The sequence below is a fragment of the Bradyrhizobium sp. 33ap4 genome (assembly GCF_032654765.1).
Taxonomy (GTDB): Bacteria; Pseudomonadota; Alphaproteobacteria; order Rhizobiales; family Xanthobacteraceae; genus Bradyrhizobium; species Bradyrhizobium australafricanum.
Genome location: NZ_JAUMTJ010000013.1, coordinates 106,803 through 123,586, shown reverse-complemented (window position 1 = coordinate 123,586; position 16,784 = coordinate 106,803). Strand labels below are relative to the sequence as shown.

15 protein-coding genes are annotated in these 16,784 nt (G+C 66.1%); 4 read left to right on the top strand and 11 right to left on the bottom strand.

The genetic code is table 11. From position 1 onward, the window contains the following. Window positions 1–113: 113 nt before the first annotated feature. The 6 genes from Q2M23_RS12465 to Q2M23_RS12440 form a co-directional block, all read right to left on the bottom strand. Window positions 114–1,331, bottom strand: a complete 1,218-nt coding sequence (locus tag Q2M23_RS12465) for a M48 family metalloprotease (RefSeq protein ID WP_168855842.1) — start codon at window positions 1,329–1,331, stop codon at window positions 114–116. A 167-nt stretch (window positions 1,332–1,498) separates the two neighbouring features. Then, window positions 1,499–2,059, bottom strand: a complete 561-nt coding sequence (locus Q2M23_RS12460; protein ID WP_016839704.1) for a LemA family protein — start codon at window positions 2,057–2,059, stop codon at window positions 1,499–1,501. A 215-nt stretch (window positions 2,060–2,274) separates the two neighbouring features. Further along, window positions 2,275–3,270, bottom strand: coding sequence for a small ribosomal subunit Rsm22 family protein (locus Q2M23_RS12455; RefSeq protein WP_316395763.1), 996 nt, complete (start codon window positions 3,268–3,270; stop codon window positions 2,275–2,277). A gap of 152 nt (window positions 3,271–3,422) precedes the next feature. After that, complete coding sequence (gene smc / locus Q2M23_RS12450) at window positions 3,423–6,887, bottom strand: chromosome segregation protein SMC (protein WP_316395762.1); 3,465 nt, start codon at window positions 6,885–6,887, stop codon at window positions 3,423–3,425. 334 nt (window positions 6,888–7,221) lie between these two features. After that, window positions 7,222–7,878: a DsbA family protein gene (locus Q2M23_RS12445; RefSeq protein ID WP_076830481.1), complete on the bottom strand. Its 657-nt coding sequence runs from the start codon at window positions 7,876–7,878 to the stop codon at window positions 7,222–7,224. Window positions 7,879–8,000: 122 nt separating this feature from the next. Beyond that, window positions 8,001–8,480: a DUF721 domain-containing protein gene (locus Q2M23_RS12440; RefSeq protein ID WP_316395761.1), complete on the bottom strand. Its 480-nt coding sequence runs from the start codon at window positions 8,478–8,480 to the stop codon at window positions 8,001–8,003. Window positions 8,481–8,622: 142 nt separating this feature from the next. On the opposite strand from Q2M23_RS12440, the gene mutY reads away from it, so the two are divergent. Together mutY and Q2M23_RS12430 are read left to right on the top strand one after the other, a co-directional pair. After that, the gene (gene mutY / locus Q2M23_RS12435; RefSeq protein ID WP_076830294.1) at window positions 8,623–9,714 is read left to right on the top strand and encodes an A/G-specific adenine glycosylase; all 1,092 of its coding nucleotides are present in this window, start codon (window positions 8,623–8,625) and stop codon (window positions 9,712–9,714) included. Window positions 9,715–9,861: 147 nt separating this feature from the next. Further along, on the top strand, window positions 9,862–10,281 hold the full coding sequence (locus Q2M23_RS12430; RefSeq protein ID WP_253625576.1) for a PaaI family thioesterase: 420 nt from the start codon (window positions 9,862–9,864) through the stop codon (window positions 10,279–10,281). A 152-nt stretch (window positions 10,282–10,433) separates the two neighbouring features. Here the strand turns inward: Q2M23_RS12430 and Q2M23_RS12425 are convergent, their stop codons facing one another. After that, complete coding sequence (locus Q2M23_RS12425; RefSeq protein ID WP_316395759.1) at window positions 10,434–11,699, bottom strand: flavin-dependent oxidoreductase; 1,266 nt, start codon at window positions 11,697–11,699, stop codon at window positions 10,434–10,436. A 170-nt stretch (window positions 11,700–11,869) separates the two neighbouring features. On the opposite strand from Q2M23_RS12425, the gene Q2M23_RS12420 reads away from it, so the two are divergent. Next, complete coding sequence (locus tag Q2M23_RS12420) at window positions 11,870–12,487, top strand: glutathione S-transferase family protein (protein WP_316395758.1); 618 nt, start codon at window positions 11,870–11,872, stop codon at window positions 12,485–12,487. A 165-nt stretch (window positions 12,488–12,652) separates the two neighbouring features. Here Q2M23_RS12420 and Q2M23_RS12415 read toward each other — a convergent pair whose 3' ends face one another. Further along, window positions 12,653–13,567 (bottom strand): LysR family transcriptional regulator, encoded by a 915-nt coding sequence (locus Q2M23_RS12415; protein WP_316395757.1) that lies wholly within the window; start codon window positions 13,565–13,567, stop codon window positions 12,653–12,655. A 151-nt stretch (window positions 13,568–13,718) separates the two neighbouring features. Between Q2M23_RS12415 and Q2M23_RS12410 the strand changes: the two genes are divergently transcribed. Beyond that, window positions 13,719–14,141 carry a nuclear transport factor 2 family protein gene (locus Q2M23_RS12410; protein WP_057016996.1) on the top strand — a complete coding sequence of 141 codons (423 nt, stop codon included), beginning with the start codon at window positions 13,719–13,721 and terminating at the stop codon, window positions 14,139–14,141. A gap of 78 nt (window positions 14,142–14,219) precedes the next feature. Here Q2M23_RS12410 and Q2M23_RS12405 read toward each other — a convergent pair whose 3' ends face one another. The 3 genes from Q2M23_RS12405 to Q2M23_RS12395 all read right to left on the bottom strand — a co-directional run bounded on the left by Q2M23_RS12405 (window position 14,220) and on the right by Q2M23_RS12395 (window position 16,690). Further along, a complete protein-coding gene (locus Q2M23_RS12405) occupies window positions 14,220–14,906 on the bottom strand; it encodes a glutathione S-transferase family protein (protein WP_028334792.1) in 687 nt (228 codons plus the stop codon). 136 nt (window positions 14,907–15,042) lie between these two features. Then, window positions 15,043–15,369 (bottom strand): hypothetical protein, encoded by a 327-nt coding sequence (locus Q2M23_RS12400; RefSeq protein WP_057016997.1) that lies wholly within the window; start codon window positions 15,367–15,369, stop codon window positions 15,043–15,045. A gap of 187 nt (window positions 15,370–15,556) precedes the next feature. Beyond that, window positions 15,557–16,690, bottom strand: a complete 1,134-nt coding sequence (locus Q2M23_RS12395; protein ID WP_057016998.1) for a site-specific DNA-methyltransferase — start codon at window positions 16,688–16,690, stop codon at window positions 15,557–15,559. Window positions 16,691–16,784: the final 94 nt, after the last annotated feature.

Genomic DNA, 16,784 nt, shown 5'->3' with positions numbered 1-16,784 from the left:
CACACTGCTTTGGGCGCGAACATGGCAGAAACGAGGGAGAATTCAATTCCTTAAGGCGCCCACGATGGGTTTGGTGGGAATTTCCTTAATGGACTGAGTAGGCTAGGGCGCGATTAGCGGTGTCGTCCCCAAGGGCCCTGGAGAGGACCCAATGGTCCCTGCGTGGGGTTGTTGCCCGGCAGCGCTGGCGGATTGCTCTTCTGTGTCGGCGGCACATCGCCCCATGGGCCATGGGTCGCCGGCGGAGGCTGGTCGCCCGCCGCGGGCGGCTCATCCTGCGGCTCCGTCTCGTCCGACAGCGCCAGCGGTCCGGGATCGTGGCCGCCGGCGTATTTCACCAGGGCATCGACCCGGGACTTCACCGAAGGATGGGTGGCGAACAGGTCGGCAAACCCCTCGCGCGGATTGTCGACGCAGAGTTCCATCACCGCCGAGGTGGCGTCCGGCAGCTCGCCGCGGTTCTCGATCTTGCGCAGCGCCGAGATCATCGCGTCGGGGTTCTTGGTCAGCTCAACCGATCCGGCATCGGCGAGGAATTCGCGCGAGCGCGACAGTGCGAGCTTGACCACCTGCGACAGCAGCCAGGCCAGCAAGATCAGCGCGACCGCGATGATGATCACGATGATCGCGCCGCCGCCCGAGCCCTTGCTGTCGCGGTCCGAGGAGGATGACGAGGAGCGAGAGGATGAAGACGACCAGCCGCCTCCGCCGCCGCTCGAGTTCCACGACAGGTTCGTGAACAGGCGGAAGAACAGCTCGCCGAAGAAGCCGACCACGCCGGCGATGATCACCGCGATCACCATCAGCTGCACGTCGCCGTTTTTGATATGGGTGAGCTCGTGGCCGAGCACGGCCTCGATCTCCTTATCGTTCAGCGCCTTCAACAGGCCGGTGGTGACGGTGATAGCGTATTGACTCCGGTTCAGTCCGGTCGCGAACGCATTCAGCGCCGGGCTGTCCATCACCTTCAGCTTCGGCATCGGGATGCCGCGCGAGATGCAGAGATTTTCCAGGAGATTGTAGAGCCGCGGCTCTTGCTGCCGCGTCACGCTCTCGCCGCCGGTGACGGCATCGATCATCTTCTGGTGGAAGAAATAGGCGATCACGATCCAGGTCGCTGCCGCGATCGTCGCCCAGGGGAAGGCCGAGACCAGGTCGCGCGAGGCCCGCGTTAGGTAGTAGTCGACGGTGCGGCCGCTATCGATCATCACCTCCGCGACCAGCGCGCCGGCATAGACCAGCACGTAGATCAGCAGGAACAGGCCGGCAAGCAGCAGCATCGAACGAAACTTGTTCGATGCGATATGCGTGTAGAGACCATAGGCGGCCATGGTGCGCGTCCGCTCTCACCGTCATTCCGGGGCGCGCGGCACGCGCGAACCCCAATGCGCAATTGCGCTTTGTGGAATCTCGAGATTAGTGAGTGAGATGAGATTCCGGGTTCGATGCGTTGCATCGCCCCGGAATGACCGAAGGGGCGTCATCTCGAAGGAAGTAATCAGAACTTCACGCTCGGCGCCGCCTCGACCTCCGTGCGGCTGGCGCCGAGGTCGAAGAAATCCTTGCGGGTGAAGCCGAACATGCCGGCGAACAGCGCGGCCGGCATCTGCTGGATGCCGGTGTTGTATTCCTGGACCGCGTTGTTGAAGAAGCGGCGGCTGGCGGCGATCTTGTTCTCGAGATCGGAGAGCTCGGAGGCGAGCTGCTGGAAATTGGCGTTGGCCTTGAGGTCCGGATAGGCCTCCGACAGCGCGATCAGCCGGCCGAGCGCGCCGGAGAGCTGGTTTTCCGCCGCCGAGACCTGGGCCGGGCCCTGCGCCGACATCGCCGAATTGCGCGCCTTGATGACGTCGTCGAGCGTGCCGCGCTCATGTGCGGCATAACCCTTCACCGTCTCGACTAGGTTCGGGATCAGGTCGTGACGCTGCTTGAGCTGCACGTCGATGTCGGCAAAGGCCTGTCCGACCCGCTGGCTGAGCGCCACGAGGCGGTTGTAGGCGCCGAATGCAAACAGCACGAGAAGCACGATGACGCCGATAACGATCCAGCTGGTCGACATGACGGGGCAGCTCCTGATGGACGAGACGGCGGCACCGTAGCCCAAGATCGGGGCGCAGGGCAGCCCGCCGCGGAAAGGTGGGCAAGCGTTAGTCGAAGGTTGGCCGACATCGGTTCAACATATTCCGTCGTCGCGGCGAAGGCCGGGACCCATGCGCCGCGGCCCGTGGTAGGGGCACAAGCGGCGACGGCTTCACTCACAACAAACTTCGGTGGTTATGGGTCCCGGCGAAGGCCGGGACGACGAGATACCGCATCGCCCCAGCGCCAGCGCCGGGCGCTTGCGTATTCGGCTCTGGCGCGGCGCGGGATCCGCGCAACCGATACGCCCTCGGGCGTGCACAGTTTCGCCGCGATCTCGACCTTGCCGACGTCCGGCTGCAGCAGCACGCGCGATGGCCTGTTCTCAACGCGCGCGCGGCTCAGCGCGACATAGGCGAAGCGCTCGTCCTCGAACGGGACGTCGGCGCCCTTGAGCTGCTTGTGCGCGCGCGAGCGCTGCAGGCGCTGCGAGAAGTGGCACCAATCGGGCGCGACCAGCGGACAGCCGCTGTCATGCGGGCAGGGGGCCACGACATGCGCGCCGGCAGCGATCAATCGCGCGCGGAGTGCGATGATCCGCGCGTAGCCGGCGGGCGTACCGGGCTCGACGACCAGTAGCGTATCGCTGGTCTTCGACCACAGCGCATCGGCCAGCGCCCCGCGCTCGGCATCGCCGAGTTCGCCGATCATGTAGCTGGCGACGACGAGGTCGGCGGGCTCGGCCTTGTCGAGCAGGGCGCGCGCCTCGCCGAGTTGATAGCTGGCGTCGTGCAGGCGAATGCTGCCGTGAAACAGCTCCTCGGCGAGCGTCCGCAACGCGCCGTTGGCATCAAGTAGGGTGAAGTCCCGCAGCGACGTTAACGCTTCCGCGGCGGCCCAGGTCACGGTCCCCGGACCGGCACCGACATCGAGCAGGCGCGCCGGCGCGAGGTCCGGCCTGATCTCCGTCAGGGCGTTGAGGCTCGCTGCGACGGCGGCATAGGTCGCCGGCATCCGCGCCAGCGCATAGGCCAGCGCATCGGTCTCCGTCCTGATCGTCGAGGAGCCGCCGCCCTCGCGATAGGTCTGCGAGATCACCGCCGCGCGGCCGGCGGCGTCGCTGCGCGACAGGCCTTCGAGCCTGGCGTTGAGGGCTGCGCGCAGTTCGGCGGGGAGATCGGGTGAGGTCATGTGACGGACTATCCCACGTCATTGCGAGCGGAGCGAAGCAATCCATAGCGCCGCGTGCTGAGGCATGGATTGCTTCGTCGCTATCGCTCCTCGCAATGACGATGCGGAGGCGCGGGTATCCAGAAAATGACGTCGACGCGTAGGTGCTACGCCTAAGCCACGTTCTGGTCGAGGATGTCCACCGCGCCCTGCAGGTCGACCGACACCAGCTGCGACACGCCGCGCTCGGCCATGGTGACACCGAACAGCCGGTTCATCCGCGCCATCGTGATCGGATTGTGCGTGATGATGATGAAGCGTGTCTCGGTCGAGCCGGTCATCTCGTTCAGCAGGGTGCAGAACCGTTCGACGTTGTGGTCGTCGAGCGGCGCGTCGACCTCGTCCAGCACGCAGATCGGCGACGGGTTGGTCAGAAACACCGCGAAGATCAGCGCGAGCGCCGTCAGCGCCTGCTCACCGCCCGAGAGCAGCGAGAGCGTCTGCGGCTTCTTGCCGGGCGGCTTGGCGATGATCTCGAGGCCGGCCTCGAGCGGATCGTCGCTCTCGATCAGATGCAGCGCGGCTTCGCCGCCGCCGAACAGCTCGGTGAACAGCCGCTTGAAGTGGTTGTTAACGGTCTCGAACGAGGTCAGCAGGCGCTCGCGCGCCTCGCGGTTGAGGCTCTGGATGCCCTGGCGCAGCCGCTTGATCGCTTCGACCAGATCGTCGCGTTCGGTGGTCAGCGCGGTGTGCTGGGTCTCGACTTCCTTGAGCTCTTCCTCGGCACGCAAATTGACGGCGCCGAGCCGCTCGCGGTCGCGGCGCAGCTTTTCGAGCTCTTCCTCGACCTGCGTGACCGGCGGCAGCTCCTGGCCGGGTTCGATCTCGGCCATGCCGACGACCGCGCTGGGCTCGACCTCGAGCATGTCGTGGATCTCGCGCTCGATGTCGGCGAGGCGGCGGCGGGTGCCTTCCATACGCTCCTCGGCGCGCGCGGTAGCTTCGCGGGATGAGGACAGCGCTTCGAGCGAGGCCTTGGCGAGGCGATCGGTTTCCGCCATCGCGGCTTCCGCGGTCGCCAGCGCGTCGGCGGCGATGCGGCGATCGCCCTCGGCGTGCTCGATCTCCGTGATCAGCGCGCTGCGCTTCTCGGCGAAGACTTCGGGCGCATTGGCGAGCTCCTCGCGCTCGGCCGACACTTCGGCGATGCGCGCCTCGACGGTCTCGACCTGCGAAGCGGCGCTGGTCTTGCGGTTCTGCCACTCGTTGCGCTCGGCAACGATCGCCTGCACGCGGCGGTCGGCGAGCTCGGCCTCGCGGGCCAGCGCCTGCGCCTCGGCGCGGACTTGTGCCGCGGCCCGGCGCTGGTTGTCGATCTCGGCGCGAACCGCGGCGAGCTGGGCCTCGGTCTCGACACCCGGCGGCAGTTCGGCGAGCGCGGCAGCCGCGCTCTCATATGCGGCTTCGGCCTCGGCGCGGTCGGCGGCGACGCGGCTGTGCGCCTCGGTCAGCGCCGATTTGCGTGCGGCGTGGCGGTTGATCTCGCGCTCGGTGGCGGCATGACGTTCGCGCGCGGCGTCGGCCTCGCGGCGGGCGGCGCGGACGGCTTCGCGCGAGGCACCCTCGGCGGCGGACGCCGAGCGCAATTCCTCTTCAGCCGTCTCCAGCGCCTGGCGCTTGTTGGAGGCATCGATGCGGGCCTGTTCCAGCTCGTGCTCGATGTCGACAAGACGGGCGCGCTCGGCAAGACGGCGGGCGGCGCCGGTCGGGGCATGCGCGTCGGCGACGAAGCCGTCCCAGCGCCAGACGTCGCCTTCGAGCGACACCAGCCGCTGGCCGGTCTTCAGCTGCGACACCAGCGCCGCGCCGCGTTCCTTGGCGACGACGCCGATCTGGGCCAGGCGGCGCGCCAGTTCCGGCGGCGCCTGGACATGGTCGGCCAGCCGCTCGACGCCATCCGGCAGCGCCGGATCTTCGCCGGCCACGCCTATATTGGTCCAGCGCATCGGCGCCGAGGAATCCACCGGCGCATCGAGGTCGTCGCCAAGCACGGCGCCGATCGCCTTTTCATAGCCCTTGGCGACGGTGATGCCGTCGATGATCGGCGGCCACAGATTCTTGGTCTCGCTGGTGACGAGCTTGGAGATGGTGCGGGCTTCCGTCTCGAGCCGCTGCACGCGCTTCTCGGCTTCGGTGAGCGGATTGCGCGAGGCTTCCAGCGTCTGCCGCGCGGCGGCGTGATGCGCCTCGCTGGTCTGCACGGCGGCCTCGGACTCGGCAAGGGTCTGCTGCGCCATCTCCATGGCGGCGGCCAGCGCGTCGATGTCGCCGAGATTGCCGGTCTCCTGCGCGAGCTTGGATTCCTCGGCCTGGACGTTGGCGATCTCCTGATCGAGCCGCGCCAAGCGGTCGCGATGCGTGCGCACGCCGGCTTCGAGCTGATTGCGCTTGGCGGTGAGATCGGCGAGCTGCGTGGTCAGCTCGGAGAACTGGCGCTCGGTCGCGGCCAGGATCTCCTCGGCCTCAGCGACGCGCTCGTCGACGCCGGAGCGCTTCTCGACGCGCGACTTGATCTCTTCCTTCAGCTCTGCGTCTTCGGTGTCGAGCCGCTGCAGCGCGATGTCGGCATCGGAGGTCTGCTGCTGCTCGCGCGCGATGTCCTGGGCGAATTGGGTGAGACGGCGATCGAGCTCGCCGACGCGCTCCTTGGCGCGCTGCTCCTCGCGGTCGAGCATCTCGCGCGTGTTGGTCAGGCGCTGCAGGCCGGCGGCGGCGCGCGCTTCGGCATCGCGCAGCGCCGGCAATTCGGCGGCGCGGATCGCCTGGATGCGGGCGGATTCGGCCTGCTCGCGGGTGCGCTCGGCCATCTCGCGCACGGAGATATCATGGGTCTGCGCGGCGTCGTTGACGTCGGCATTGGCCTCGATCCAGCGCAGATGGAACAGCATGGCTTCGGACTTGCGCACCTTGGCCGCGACCTCGCGGTAGCGGATCGCCTGGCGCGCCTGCTTCTTCAGGCCTTCCATCTGGCCTGTGAGCTGGCCGATCACGTCCTCGACGCGGGTGAGGTTGGTTTCGGCCGCCTTCAGCCGCAGTTCCGCCTCGTGGCGGCGGGCATGCAGGCCGGCCACGCCGGCGGCGTCTTCCAGCACGCGGCGGCGCTGCTCGGGCTTGGCCTGGATGATCTCGCCGATCTTGCCCTGGTGGACCAGCGCCGGCGACCGCGCGCCGGTGGCGGCGTCGGCGAACAGGATCTGCACATCTCTTGCACGGACATCGCGGCCGTTGATGCGGTAGACTGAGCCGGCTTCGCGCTCGATGCGGCGGGAGATTTCCAAGAGCTGGCTGTCGTTCACCGCGGCCGGCGCCGAGCGATCGGAATTGTCGATCGTCATCACGACTTCGGCGTGATTGCGTGCCGGACGGTTGCCGGAACCGGCGAAGATCACCGCGTCCATGTCGGCGGCGCGCAGCGACTTGTGCGAGGTCTCGCCCATCGCCCAGCGCAGCGCTTCGACGAGATTGGATTTGCCGCAGCCATTCGGTCCGACGACGCCGGTCAGGCCCGGCTCGATCATGAAATCGGTGGGTTCAACGAACGACTTGAAACCGTGCAGGCGGAGGCGCGTGAGCTTCATGTACACAAATCTCGTTTGGCCGGGCGCGAATCTCCCTGCCGTGACAATACCATGGAAGGCAATGTCGGTGTGTGGGTGAGTTGCTGCGTGCAGCTCTCATGAGCGGCGACAATGGCGATGCGAGCGCGTCAGGGCAACCGCTTGAGCAAGCTTTTCCCAAGGGATTTGCAGGGTTTTATGGCCCTTGCATGTCCTCGATGATTCGCATCGCGCGAATCAGGTTTTCAACAACCAAATGATGCGACGGCTGCGTGCCGTGATCGCAAATCATCCACAATTATCGTGCCTCGACTCGAAAGCGAGCCACGAAGACGTCAGGTTCGCGGGCTCCCGATCAGCTCTTCAGCAGCGGATCGATGTGCTTGCTGAATTCCTCGAACGAGGTCTCGCCCTTTAGCATCTCGCCGTTGACGAAGAAGGTCGGCGTCGAGTTCACCTTCAGCACCTCGTTGGCGTATTTCTGGTCGGCCGCGATCTTGTCGAGCAGCTTCTGATCCTTCAGGCAGTCCTCGACCTGCTGCTGGGTGAGGCCGGCCTGCTTGCCGATCCGGGTCAGTGTCTCGGTGGTGTTCTTCACCACCCAGTCGTTCTGCTGGCGGAACAACAGGTCGATCACGGCAAAATACTTCGGCGCGTCGTCCTTGGCGATACAGCGCGCCAGCATCGAGCCGGCGGCGGCCTTGATGTCGAGCGGGAATTCGCGGAACACGTAGCGGACCTTGCCGGGGTCGATGTAGGTCGACTTGATCTTCGGGAACACGGTCTCGTTGAAATTGGCGCAGTGCGGGCAGGTCATCGAGGCGTATTCGATGATGGTTACCTTGGCGTCCTGCGGGCCGAGCCCCATGTCCGGCAGCGACTGCGGCTTGGCGACCTCGGCGGCGGTCTGCGCGAACGCGTCGGTGATCAGGCGCAGCGGCGACAGGCCGGCGAGGGCGGCAAGCCCGGTCAGCGAGAGAGCGGTGGTGAAGGCGCGGCGCGTGATGATCAAGGTCAGCTCCCGGATTGGCGCATTCACGCCACAATGAAGGGGTCCCGAAAAAGAAGCCTTCGCTAGCTTGAAACGGCCATTGTGGCAATGCCGCGGTCTTGCGGCGGGCCTGCCGAAAAGCGTCAATTTCGCTTGATCGAGGCACCCAAACGGGCCAGCGCCGCGCGCAGATCGTCGTCCTCGACGGCCGCAAGGTTGGCCGCCTCCCGGGCCACGGTTTTGGCGTCCGGCGGGCGCGGCCGTACCGGGCGGCTGCGGCGCGAGAGCGGCGCCTGTCGGATGGTCAGGCGGCCGACCGCATGCCAGCCGAAGAAGCGGTTCACCCGTTCCAGGATGACTTCGGAGGAGTGCTGGATCTCCAGCGCCATCGGCCCTTCGACCCGCAGCACCAGCGTCGCCGGCTCCTGCGGCTGTCCCTCCACCGGCCGCGGCCACTGCATCTTCAGCGGCTCGCAATAGGCCGCGATCCGCTCGCCCGCGATCTCGGTCCAGCGCGTCACCAATTCGCGCGCGGCAAAGCCCTGCTTGGCATAGGCGTCGGTGAAGACATCGCTGAGCAGGATCGACAGGGGCTTGGCGCTGATCGGGCCGGGTCTGGACATGGGAGGGTTATAGCAGTGGTGGTGATGTGGCTGAAACCGTGTTCATCATTGTGGCGGCGTTTTTCGTGCCGGGCGAAGAAAGACGTGGATGCCCGGGTCAAGCGCGGGCATGACATGGCGAGATGTGGCTTAAGATGCGTTCATGAGTTCTCGCGCTGCCGCCAAAATCAAATCGACCGATCAGCAGGCCGACCGCCCGGCGCGTCTGCTCGCCTGGTATGACCGGCATCGCCGGACGTTGCCGTGGCGCGCGGTGGCGGGGGAGCGGGCCGATCCGTATCGCGTCTGGCTGTCGGAGATCATGCTGCAGCAGACCACGGTACGGGCGGTCGGGCCCTATTTCGAGAAATTCGTGTCGCGCTGGCCCGACGTGACCGCGCTTGGGCGTGCCTCGCTCGACGACGTCCTGAGGATGTGGGCCGGGCTCGGCTATTATTCGCGGGCGCGCAATTTGCACGCCTGCGCGGTCGCGGTGATGGGCGACCACGGCGGGGTGTTTCCGGACACCGAGGAGGGCCTGCGCGCGCTGCCCGGCATCGGGCCGTACACCGCGGCCGCGATCGCCGCCATCGCCTTCGACCGCCGCACCATGCCGGTGGACGGCAACATCGAGCGCGTGGTCAGTCGGCTCTACGCCATCGAGGAGGCGCTGCCGCAGGCCAAGCCGCTGATCAAAGAGATGGCGGCGACATTGCTCGGCCCGTCCCGCGCCGGCGACAGTGCTCAGGCGCTGATGGATTTGGGCGCGACGATCTGCACGCCGAAGAAGCCGGCCTGCGCATTGTGTCCGCTGAATGACGACTGCGCGGCGCGCACGCGCGGCGATCAGGAAACGTTCCCGCGCAAGGCACCGAAGAAGAGCGGCATCTTGCGCCGCGGCGCGGCCTTCGTGGTGACGCGCGGCGGCGAGCTTCTGGTGCGCTCGCGCGCGGAGAAAGGCCTGCTCGGCGGCATGACCGAGGTGCCGGGATCGCAATGGCTGGCCGAGCAGGAGGACGCGGCGGCGCTGGCGCAGGCGCCGGACCTGAAGGGCGTCACGCGCTGGCACCGCAAGGCGGGCGTTGTCACCCACGTGTTCACGCACTTCCCGCTGGAGCTCGTCGTCTACACTGCCAGCGTGCCGCCGCGGAGCCGCGCGCCGGATGGCATGCGCTGGGTGCCGGTGGCGACGCTGGACGGCGAGGCGTTTCCGAACGTGATGCGCAAGGTCATCGCGCATGGGCTCGATCTCTGACGATGCGATGAATCACATCATCGGCTCATTTTTTTGAGCATGATTTTTTCGGAAAACCGGTTCCCACTTTTCCGGATCATGCTCTGACCTGCTGACACCATGCTGGCAGCAGGGCTTCGCTATCACCTCCGGAAACCGGAGGCCGCCATGATCGTAACCGCACTCGACCGCATTCCGATGCCGCCCGTCGCAAAGCTACTGGGTTGGCACGTGGTCGACGCCCGTCCGCAGGAGGGCTGGATCAGGATCGTGTTCGACGGCAAGCCGGAGTTTTGCAATCCGGCCGGCTTTATCCAGGGCGGCATGCTCTCGGCGATGCTCGACGATACGATGGGGCCGGCGGTGTTCGTGATGACCGAGGGCCGGCTCTTCACCACGACCATCACGATGACCGTGAATTTCCTGGCGCCGGCAAAACCCGGGCCGATCACCGGCGAGGCGACGGTGACGCAACTCGGCAAGACCATCGCCTTCGTCGAGGGAAAGCTGAGCGCCGCCGACGGCACACTGCTCGCGACCGCGAGCAGCAGCATCCGCCTGGTGGAGGCGGCGCGCGCGCTGCGATGAAGCCGCGCCTGCATTGGTAAGTCCGTCATGCTGAGGTGCGAGCGGAGCGAGTCTCGAAGCATGCATGGCCACCGGCCGGGCCGTGCACCCTTCGAGACGCCGCTTCGCGGCTCCTCAGGGTGACGGTGATACATAGTGCGCCGCGCTACAACTCAGCCTGCCCGCTGCACGATCGGCGGCTTGGCGTTCAGTCCCTCGACCTGGAAACCGGCGACGCGCTTGTAGTTGGCGGCGATGTCTTCCAGCTCCTGCTGCGACAGCACGTCGGTGACGACCTTGAAGCCGTCAGGCGCGCGCTCCTCGACCAGCTGCATCACCTGCTCCGGGCCGTTGCGGCGATTCAGCATCACGAGGTCCGCGGTCGCAGGCCGCCGCTCGGCCTCATAGGCCGCGAGTGCCGCCTGCGTCGGGCCATGCGCCAGAATCTCGCGCGTCAGCACGCGCGCATCCAGGATCGCCTGCGAGGCGCCGTTGGAGCCGATCGGATACATCGGATGCGCGGCATCGCCCATCAGCGTGACGCGGCCAAAGGTCCATTGCGGGATCGGATCGCGATCGACCAGCGGATATTCGTAGGCATGCGGACAGTTCCGGATCAGGCCGGGGACATCGAGCCAGTCGAAATTCCAGCTCTCGAACCACGGCAGGAACTCGTCGAGCTTTGCGGTCCGGTTGTAGTCCTCGCGGCGCCATTGATAGGTCGGCGGCATGTGTCGCTCGGCGACCCAGTTGATGTCGAACTTGCCGTCGGGGCCTGCCTCCTTCGAGATCGGGTAGCAGACGAATTTCAGGATCTCGTGGCCGGCCATGATCATGGTGCGGCCGGTCAGGAAGGCATCGCCGCGGGTGATGCCGCGCCACAGGATGCGGCCGTTCCAGATCGGCGGCCCCTCCTGCGGATAGAGCTTCTCGCGCACCGCCGAATGGATGCCGTCGGCGGCGATCAGCACCACGCCGTCATAGCTGCCGGCGGGCTTGCCGGTGGCGCGATCGATGAAATCGGCGCGGACGCCGTCGGCGGTCTCGGTCCAGCCGGTGAGGTGATGGCTGGTGAGAATGTTCGCAGCCCCCAGCCGTTCGGTCGCGGCATCGAGCAGCAGCTGTTGCAGCCGGCCGCGATGGATCGAGAATTGCGGCCATTTATAGCCGGCCTCGAGCCCGCGCGGCTCGCTCCAGATCGGCTTGCCGTGCTTTGAGAAATAGGCGAGCTCGCGGGTGCGCACCGCAGAAGCGTCGAGCACATCGTGCAGGCCGAGCTCGATCAGTTCGCGCACCGCATGCGGCAGCACGTTGATGCCGACGCCGAGCGGCCGCAGCTCGGGCACGCTCTCGAAGACGCGGGCCGGCACGCCGATCTGGTGCAGGCTGAGCGCCAGCGTCAGCCCGCCAATTCCGCCACCTGCAATGAGCACAGTCATAAAAAATCCTCTCAATTGGCCATGGTCATCGCACGACGGCACCGCCGCGGGCAAGGTCCGCGGCGCGCGGGGTGGACGGCCAAGGGGGCTGCCGCTAACCTCCGCGCCGTCAGAACAAGAACCAGAGCCGCGTTCGCAACGAACCGACAAGGCTCGGAGAGGACAGCAACATGCTCAAGTTCTATTTTGCCCCCGGCACCTGCGCGCTCGCGTCCCACATCGCGCTGGCCGAGGCCGGCGCGCCCTACACGACCGAGAAGATCGACTTCAAGACCAACCAGCAGAACAGCCCGGAATACCTGAAGATCAATCCGAAGGGCCGCGTGCCCACTTTGGTGACCGATCGCGGCGTGCTGACCGAGACGCCGGCGATGCTGGCCTATATCGCGCAGAGCTTTCCGCAGGCGAAGCTCGCGCCCGACGACGCCTTCGAATTCGCCAGGCTGCAGGCCTTCAACTCCTATCTGTGCTCGACGGTCCATATCTGTCACGCCCACAAGATGCGCGGTCCGCGCTGGGCGACGCAGGAGACGTCGTTCGCCGACATGAAGGCGATGGTGCCGAAGACCATGGGCGCCTGCTTCAACCTGATCGAGCGCGACATGCTGAAGGGCCCGTGGGTGATGGGCGAGAACTACACCGTCGGCGATGCCTATCTCTACACGCTGACCCTGTGGCTCGACGGCGACGGCGTCGACATCGCAACGCTGCCCAAGGTGAAGGCGCATCGCGCGGCGATGGAGGGCCGCCCGGCGGTGCAGAAGGTGCTGGCGGAGCAGAGGGCGTAAGGCCCAAAAATTCGGTGTCGTCCCGGGCAAGCGCAGCGCGACCCGGGACCCATAACCACCAACGATCGTTGTTACGCGACGCCGGGGCCGCAGCTCACTCTCACAACGCAACCCTGTGGTTATGGGTCCCGGCCTTCGCCGGGACGACGTGTGGAGAGAGCTGGGCTACACCTTCCCCGTCTCCAACTCGCGTCCGGTCTCCAGCATCAGCTTGCGCAGCCAGAGCGAGCCCGGATCCATCTGCGCCCTTGTCGGATAGAACATGTGCTGCTCGTCGATCCCTGGATCGAGCGGCGGCGTCACCGTCATCAACGACAATTGCTTCGACAGCGCCGAGATCAGCCGGCGCGGCACAAAGGCGACGAGGTCGGTGCGCGCGGTGACGTGCAGCGCCTCGATATAACCCGGCACCACCAGCGCGATCCGCCGCTCGATGCCCTTGGCGCGCAGCCAGCTGTCGATCAGGTCCTCGTTCTGGCCGCGGATGATCACGGCGACATGGCGCGCGGCGAGGAAGGCCTCGCAATTCTTCAGCTTCGTGCCGACGCCGTGGCCGCGCCGCACCGCGAGTGCATCGCTGTCGGTGTAGAGCCGCTGGCGGTGAAAGCCCTTGAAGGAGTCGCCGATCGAGATCACGAGATCGATGGTGCGGGCGAATTCGGGCGTGAAGATCGCAGGTCCCCGCCACGGCACCACGTCGATGGTGACGTTCGGCGCGATCTGCGTCACCTTCTCCATCAGCGGCGGCATCAGGAGCTCGACCGCGAGGTCGGGCATCATCAGGCGAAAGTGCCGGTCGCTGCGCGCGGCGTCGAAATCGTCGGAGACGAACAGCGCGCGCACCTGGTCGAGCGCATGGGCCAGCGGCGAGCGCAATGCCTGCGCCCGCGGCGTCAGCTCCATCCGCGCGCCGGTGCGCACCAAAAGCGGATCGCCGATCAGGTCGCGCAGCCGCTGCAGCGCGTGGCTGGTCGCCGGTTGCGACAGATTGAGCCGCATCGCCGCGCGGCTGACATTGGCTTCGCGCAGCAGGGCGTCGAGCGCGACCAGCAGATTGAGGTCAAGCGAATTCAAATTCATCGAGTGAATATATATCATACTACCTATCGATTGGAAGAATGCGCGCAGGCGCCGCAGGATTGCGGGCAAGGCGTTTTTCACGAGAGCCGAAGACCGCATCGCGTGAGGAAACGCCTGAAATCAGGGTCTATCAATCGCAAGGAGACGCGCCATGAGCGCAGCCGACAACAAGAAACTGGTGCAGGAGATGTTCGTGATCGCAGGCAGTCCCGATCCTGCGGTGCGCGAGAACTCGCTGTTCATGGCAACGCTTGCCGACGACGCGATCTGGACCGTGACCGGGCAATATTCCTGGTCGCGTACGTTCACCGGCAAGCAGTCGATCATCAACGATCTGCACGGCCATGTCCGCTCGAAACTGGTCGAGCGCGGCCGCACCGTCGCCCATCGCATCATCGCCGACGGCGACATCGTCGTGATCGAGGCCAAGGGCGACAACCTCACCAAGCAAGGTCAGCGCTACGACAACGACTATTGCCTGGTGTTCCGTTTCGACGGTGGTCGGATCAAGGAGGTGCGGGAATATTGCGACTCGGTCCTGACCGAGAAGGCGCTCGGCGCGTTTCCGGCGTAGCGGTCCGCCGCTAACGGGCGGCACAAACGAAGACGGCGCCCATCCGGGCGCCGTCGTCTTGCCGTCGTGTGGATTGGCTTACGCCACCTTGGACTTGAGGTGGCCGAACATGATGTCGCGCGCCGCGTCGTCCATCTCGGCCTTGAAGGTGTGCTTGTCCTTCAGCGCGATCGCGCGCGCCGCCGCCGGCCGCGCCGAGATCTCGTCGACCAGCCGCTTGACGTTCGGATATTTGGCGTAGCCTTCCTCGCCGAGGATGAACGCCGCCATCCGCGCCCAGCCCCAGAACGCCATGTCGACGATCGTGTAGCTGTCGCCGACCATGTAGCGCTGTTTCGCCAGGTGATCGTCGAGGATCTTGTAATGGCGGTGCGCCTCGTACTGGTAGCGGTTGTTGGCGTAGTCGAGATCCTTCGGCGCGAAGTGCTTGAAGTGCACGGCCTGGCCGGAATAGGGGCCGAGGCCGGTCGCGATGAACATCAGCCAGGACAGCGTCGCGGCGCGATTGGCCGGCGTATTGGCGGGCAGGAACTTGCCGTGCTCCTCGGCGAGGTAGAGCAGGATCGCGTTCGAATCGAACACCAGCACGCCGTCATCGTCGATCGCCGGCACCTTGCCGTTCGGGTTGACCTTGAGGAATTCCGGCGCGAACTGCTCGCCCTTGCGGGTATCGACCGGGATCGCCTCGAACGGCAGGCCGGACTCTTCGAGGAACAGCGCGACCTTGTTCGGGTTCGGCGCACCATTGAAATAGAATTTGATCATGAAGGGACTCCCTTGGTTCTTGTAGCCGGCGAGATCGCGACGCGGCGGGGAAGGCCGCAGACCGGCTCCTCTTGCGCAAATTTCACGCCGCGGCGCAAGCGACGAGTTTGTGAATCAGGGTCGCGTGGCGCGCTGGTCAGCCGGCCCAGAAGAAGCCCAGGATACCCGCGACGACCAGCGCGATGCCCGCGACGTCCAGCGCGGCGGCGGAGCGGGTCGCAGCACGCAAATGGGAGACCTGCGCCGCGCGTTCTGATCCCCGCGCGTAGCCATGGACGATGATCTCTTCATTGAACTCGCCATGCGCCTCGAGGGCGAGCGTCAGGCCGACGCAGACGAGCAGGATGCCGAAAATGATCAGGCCGAAGAATCCGAGCAGGCCGATCAGCAGCATCGGAAACATGCCGAGCAGGAAGACCGGCAGCAGCGGCACCAGCAGCAATGTCTCGGATTGTCTGCGCATCGGGCGACCAGTCGAAGCGGCAAGTGGTGGGACCGAATCTAGTCCCGCCGTCGCGGCGCAACAAGGCGGGCCGCATTCAAGACGGCGTCATCTTTCCCAACGTGTCATTCCCCGGTGCGCAATTGCGCATCTGAGGGCGCCGGGAAGCGGCGAGCCCGGAATGACGAGGAAGATTAGTCGGCTTGCCTCAGCCCGCCGCCATCTCGGAGCGGATCTCGGCGCGCAGCTCGTCGATCAGCCGCAGGCCGCTCTTGGTCTCGACGTGCCAGAAGGTCCAGCCGTTGCAGGCGCCGGAGCCCTGCGCGACCGCGCCGATGCGGTGGATCGAGCCGACCTTGTCGCCGAGCATGATGGCGCCGTCGGCGCGCACCAGGGCGCCGTGGCGCTTCTTGGCGTCGACCAGCCTGGCGCCCGGCACGATCATGCCGCGTTCGATCAGTTCGGAGAACGCCACCCGCGGTGCCTCGCGCGCGGTCATGAACGGCGCCAGCGTTGCTTCCGGCAGCGGCTCGATCGCGGCGATGCGCGCCTCGGCGGCGGCGGCATAGGCCTTGTCGCGCTCGAAGCCGATATAGCTGCGGCCGAGGCGCTTGGCGACGGCGCCGGTGGTGCCGGTGCCGTTGAACGGATCGATCACGAGATCGCCGGGCTTCGAGGACGACAGCAACACGCGGGCGAGCAGCTGCTCGGGCTTCTGCGTCGGATGCACCTTCTTGCCGTCGCCGTCCTTGAGGCGCTCCTCGCCGGTGCACAGCGGGATCAGCCAGTCGGAGCGTGCCTGCACGTCCTCATTGGACGCCTTCAGCGCTTCGTAATTGAAGGTGTAGCCCTTGGCCTTCTCGTCGCGCGCGGCCCAGATCATGGTCTCGTGCGCATTGGTGAAGCGGCGGCCGCGGAAGTTCGGCATCGGATTGGACTTGCGCCACACGATGTCGTTCAGGAGCCAGAAGCCGAGGTCCTGCATGATCGCGCCGACGCGGAAGATGTTGTGATAGGAGCCGATCACCCACAGCGTTGCCGACGGCTTCATCACGCGGCGGCAGGCCAGCAGCCAGGCGCGGGTGAAATCGTCGTAGGCGGCGAACGACGAGAACTTGTCCCAGTCGTCGTTGACGGCATCGACATGCGACTCATCGGGGCGCTTGAGGTCGCCCTTGAGCTGCAGATTGTAGGGAGGATCCGCGAAGACCAGGTCGACCGAGCCGGCCTGAAGCTTCGACAATTCGGCCACGCAATCGCCAATGACGATGTGGCTCGATGGGGCACTCTCAAATTTAGTGCGGGGCGCCCTTGCAGACGCCCCGCGACGCGACACTACCATGACTCAAGAACTCTGACTCAGGCGACGCTGTCGGCGACGCGGGACTAAACAACCGACTGGCGTCACATTGACCCGGCAAAGTAAAAATCGACTT

Coding starts and splice junctions, on each gene's coding strand:
- Q2M23_RS12465 (WP_168855842.1), bottom strand. CDS start 1,331: ATGGCCGCCTATGGTCTCTACACGCATATCGCATCGAACAAGTTTCGT.
- Q2M23_RS12460 (WP_016839704.1), bottom strand. CDS start 2,059: ATGTCGACCAGCTGGATCGTTATCGGCGTCATCGTGCTTCTCGTGCTG.
- Q2M23_RS12455 (WP_316395763.1), bottom strand. CDS start 3,270: ATGACCTCACCCGATCTCCCCGCCGAACTGCGCGCAGCCCTCAACGCC.
- smc (WP_316395762.1), bottom strand. CDS start 6,887: ATGAAGCTCACGCGCCTCCGCCTGCACGGTTTCAAGTCGTTCGTTGAA.
- Q2M23_RS12440 (WP_316395761.1), bottom strand. CDS start 8,480: ATGTCCAGACCCGGCCCGATCAGCGCCAAGCCCCTGTCGATCCTGCTC.
- mutY (WP_076830294.1), top strand. CDS start 8,623: ATGAGTTCTCGCGCTGCCGCCAAAATCAAATCGACCGATCAGCAGGCC.
- Q2M23_RS12430 (WP_253625576.1), top strand. CDS start 9,862: ATGATCGTAACCGCACTCGACCGCATTCCGATGCCGCCCGTCGCAAAG.
- Q2M23_RS12425 (WP_316395759.1), bottom strand. CDS start 11,699: ATGACTGTGCTCATTGCAGGTGGCGGAATTGGCGGGCTGACGCTGGCG.
- Q2M23_RS12420 (WP_316395758.1), top strand. CDS start 11,870: ATGCTCAAGTTCTATTTTGCCCCCGGCACCTGCGCGCTCGCGTCCCAC.
- Q2M23_RS12415 (WP_316395757.1), bottom strand. CDS start 13,567: ATGAATTTGAATTCGCTTGACCTCAATCTGCTGGTCGCGCTCGACGCC.
- Q2M23_RS12410 (WP_057016996.1), top strand. CDS start 13,719: ATGAGCGCAGCCGACAACAAGAAACTGGTGCAGGAGATGTTCGTGATC.
- Q2M23_RS12405 (WP_028334792.1), bottom strand. CDS start 14,906: ATGATCAAATTCTATTTCAATGGTGCGCCGAACCCGAACAAGGTCGCG.
- Q2M23_RS12400 (WP_057016997.1), bottom strand. CDS start 15,369: ATGCGCAGACAATCCGAGACATTGCTGCTGGTGCCGCTGCTGCCGGTC.
- Q2M23_RS12395 (WP_057016998.1), bottom strand. CDS start 16,690: ATGGTAGTGTCGCGTCGCGGGGCGTCTGCAAGGGCGCCCCGCACTAAA.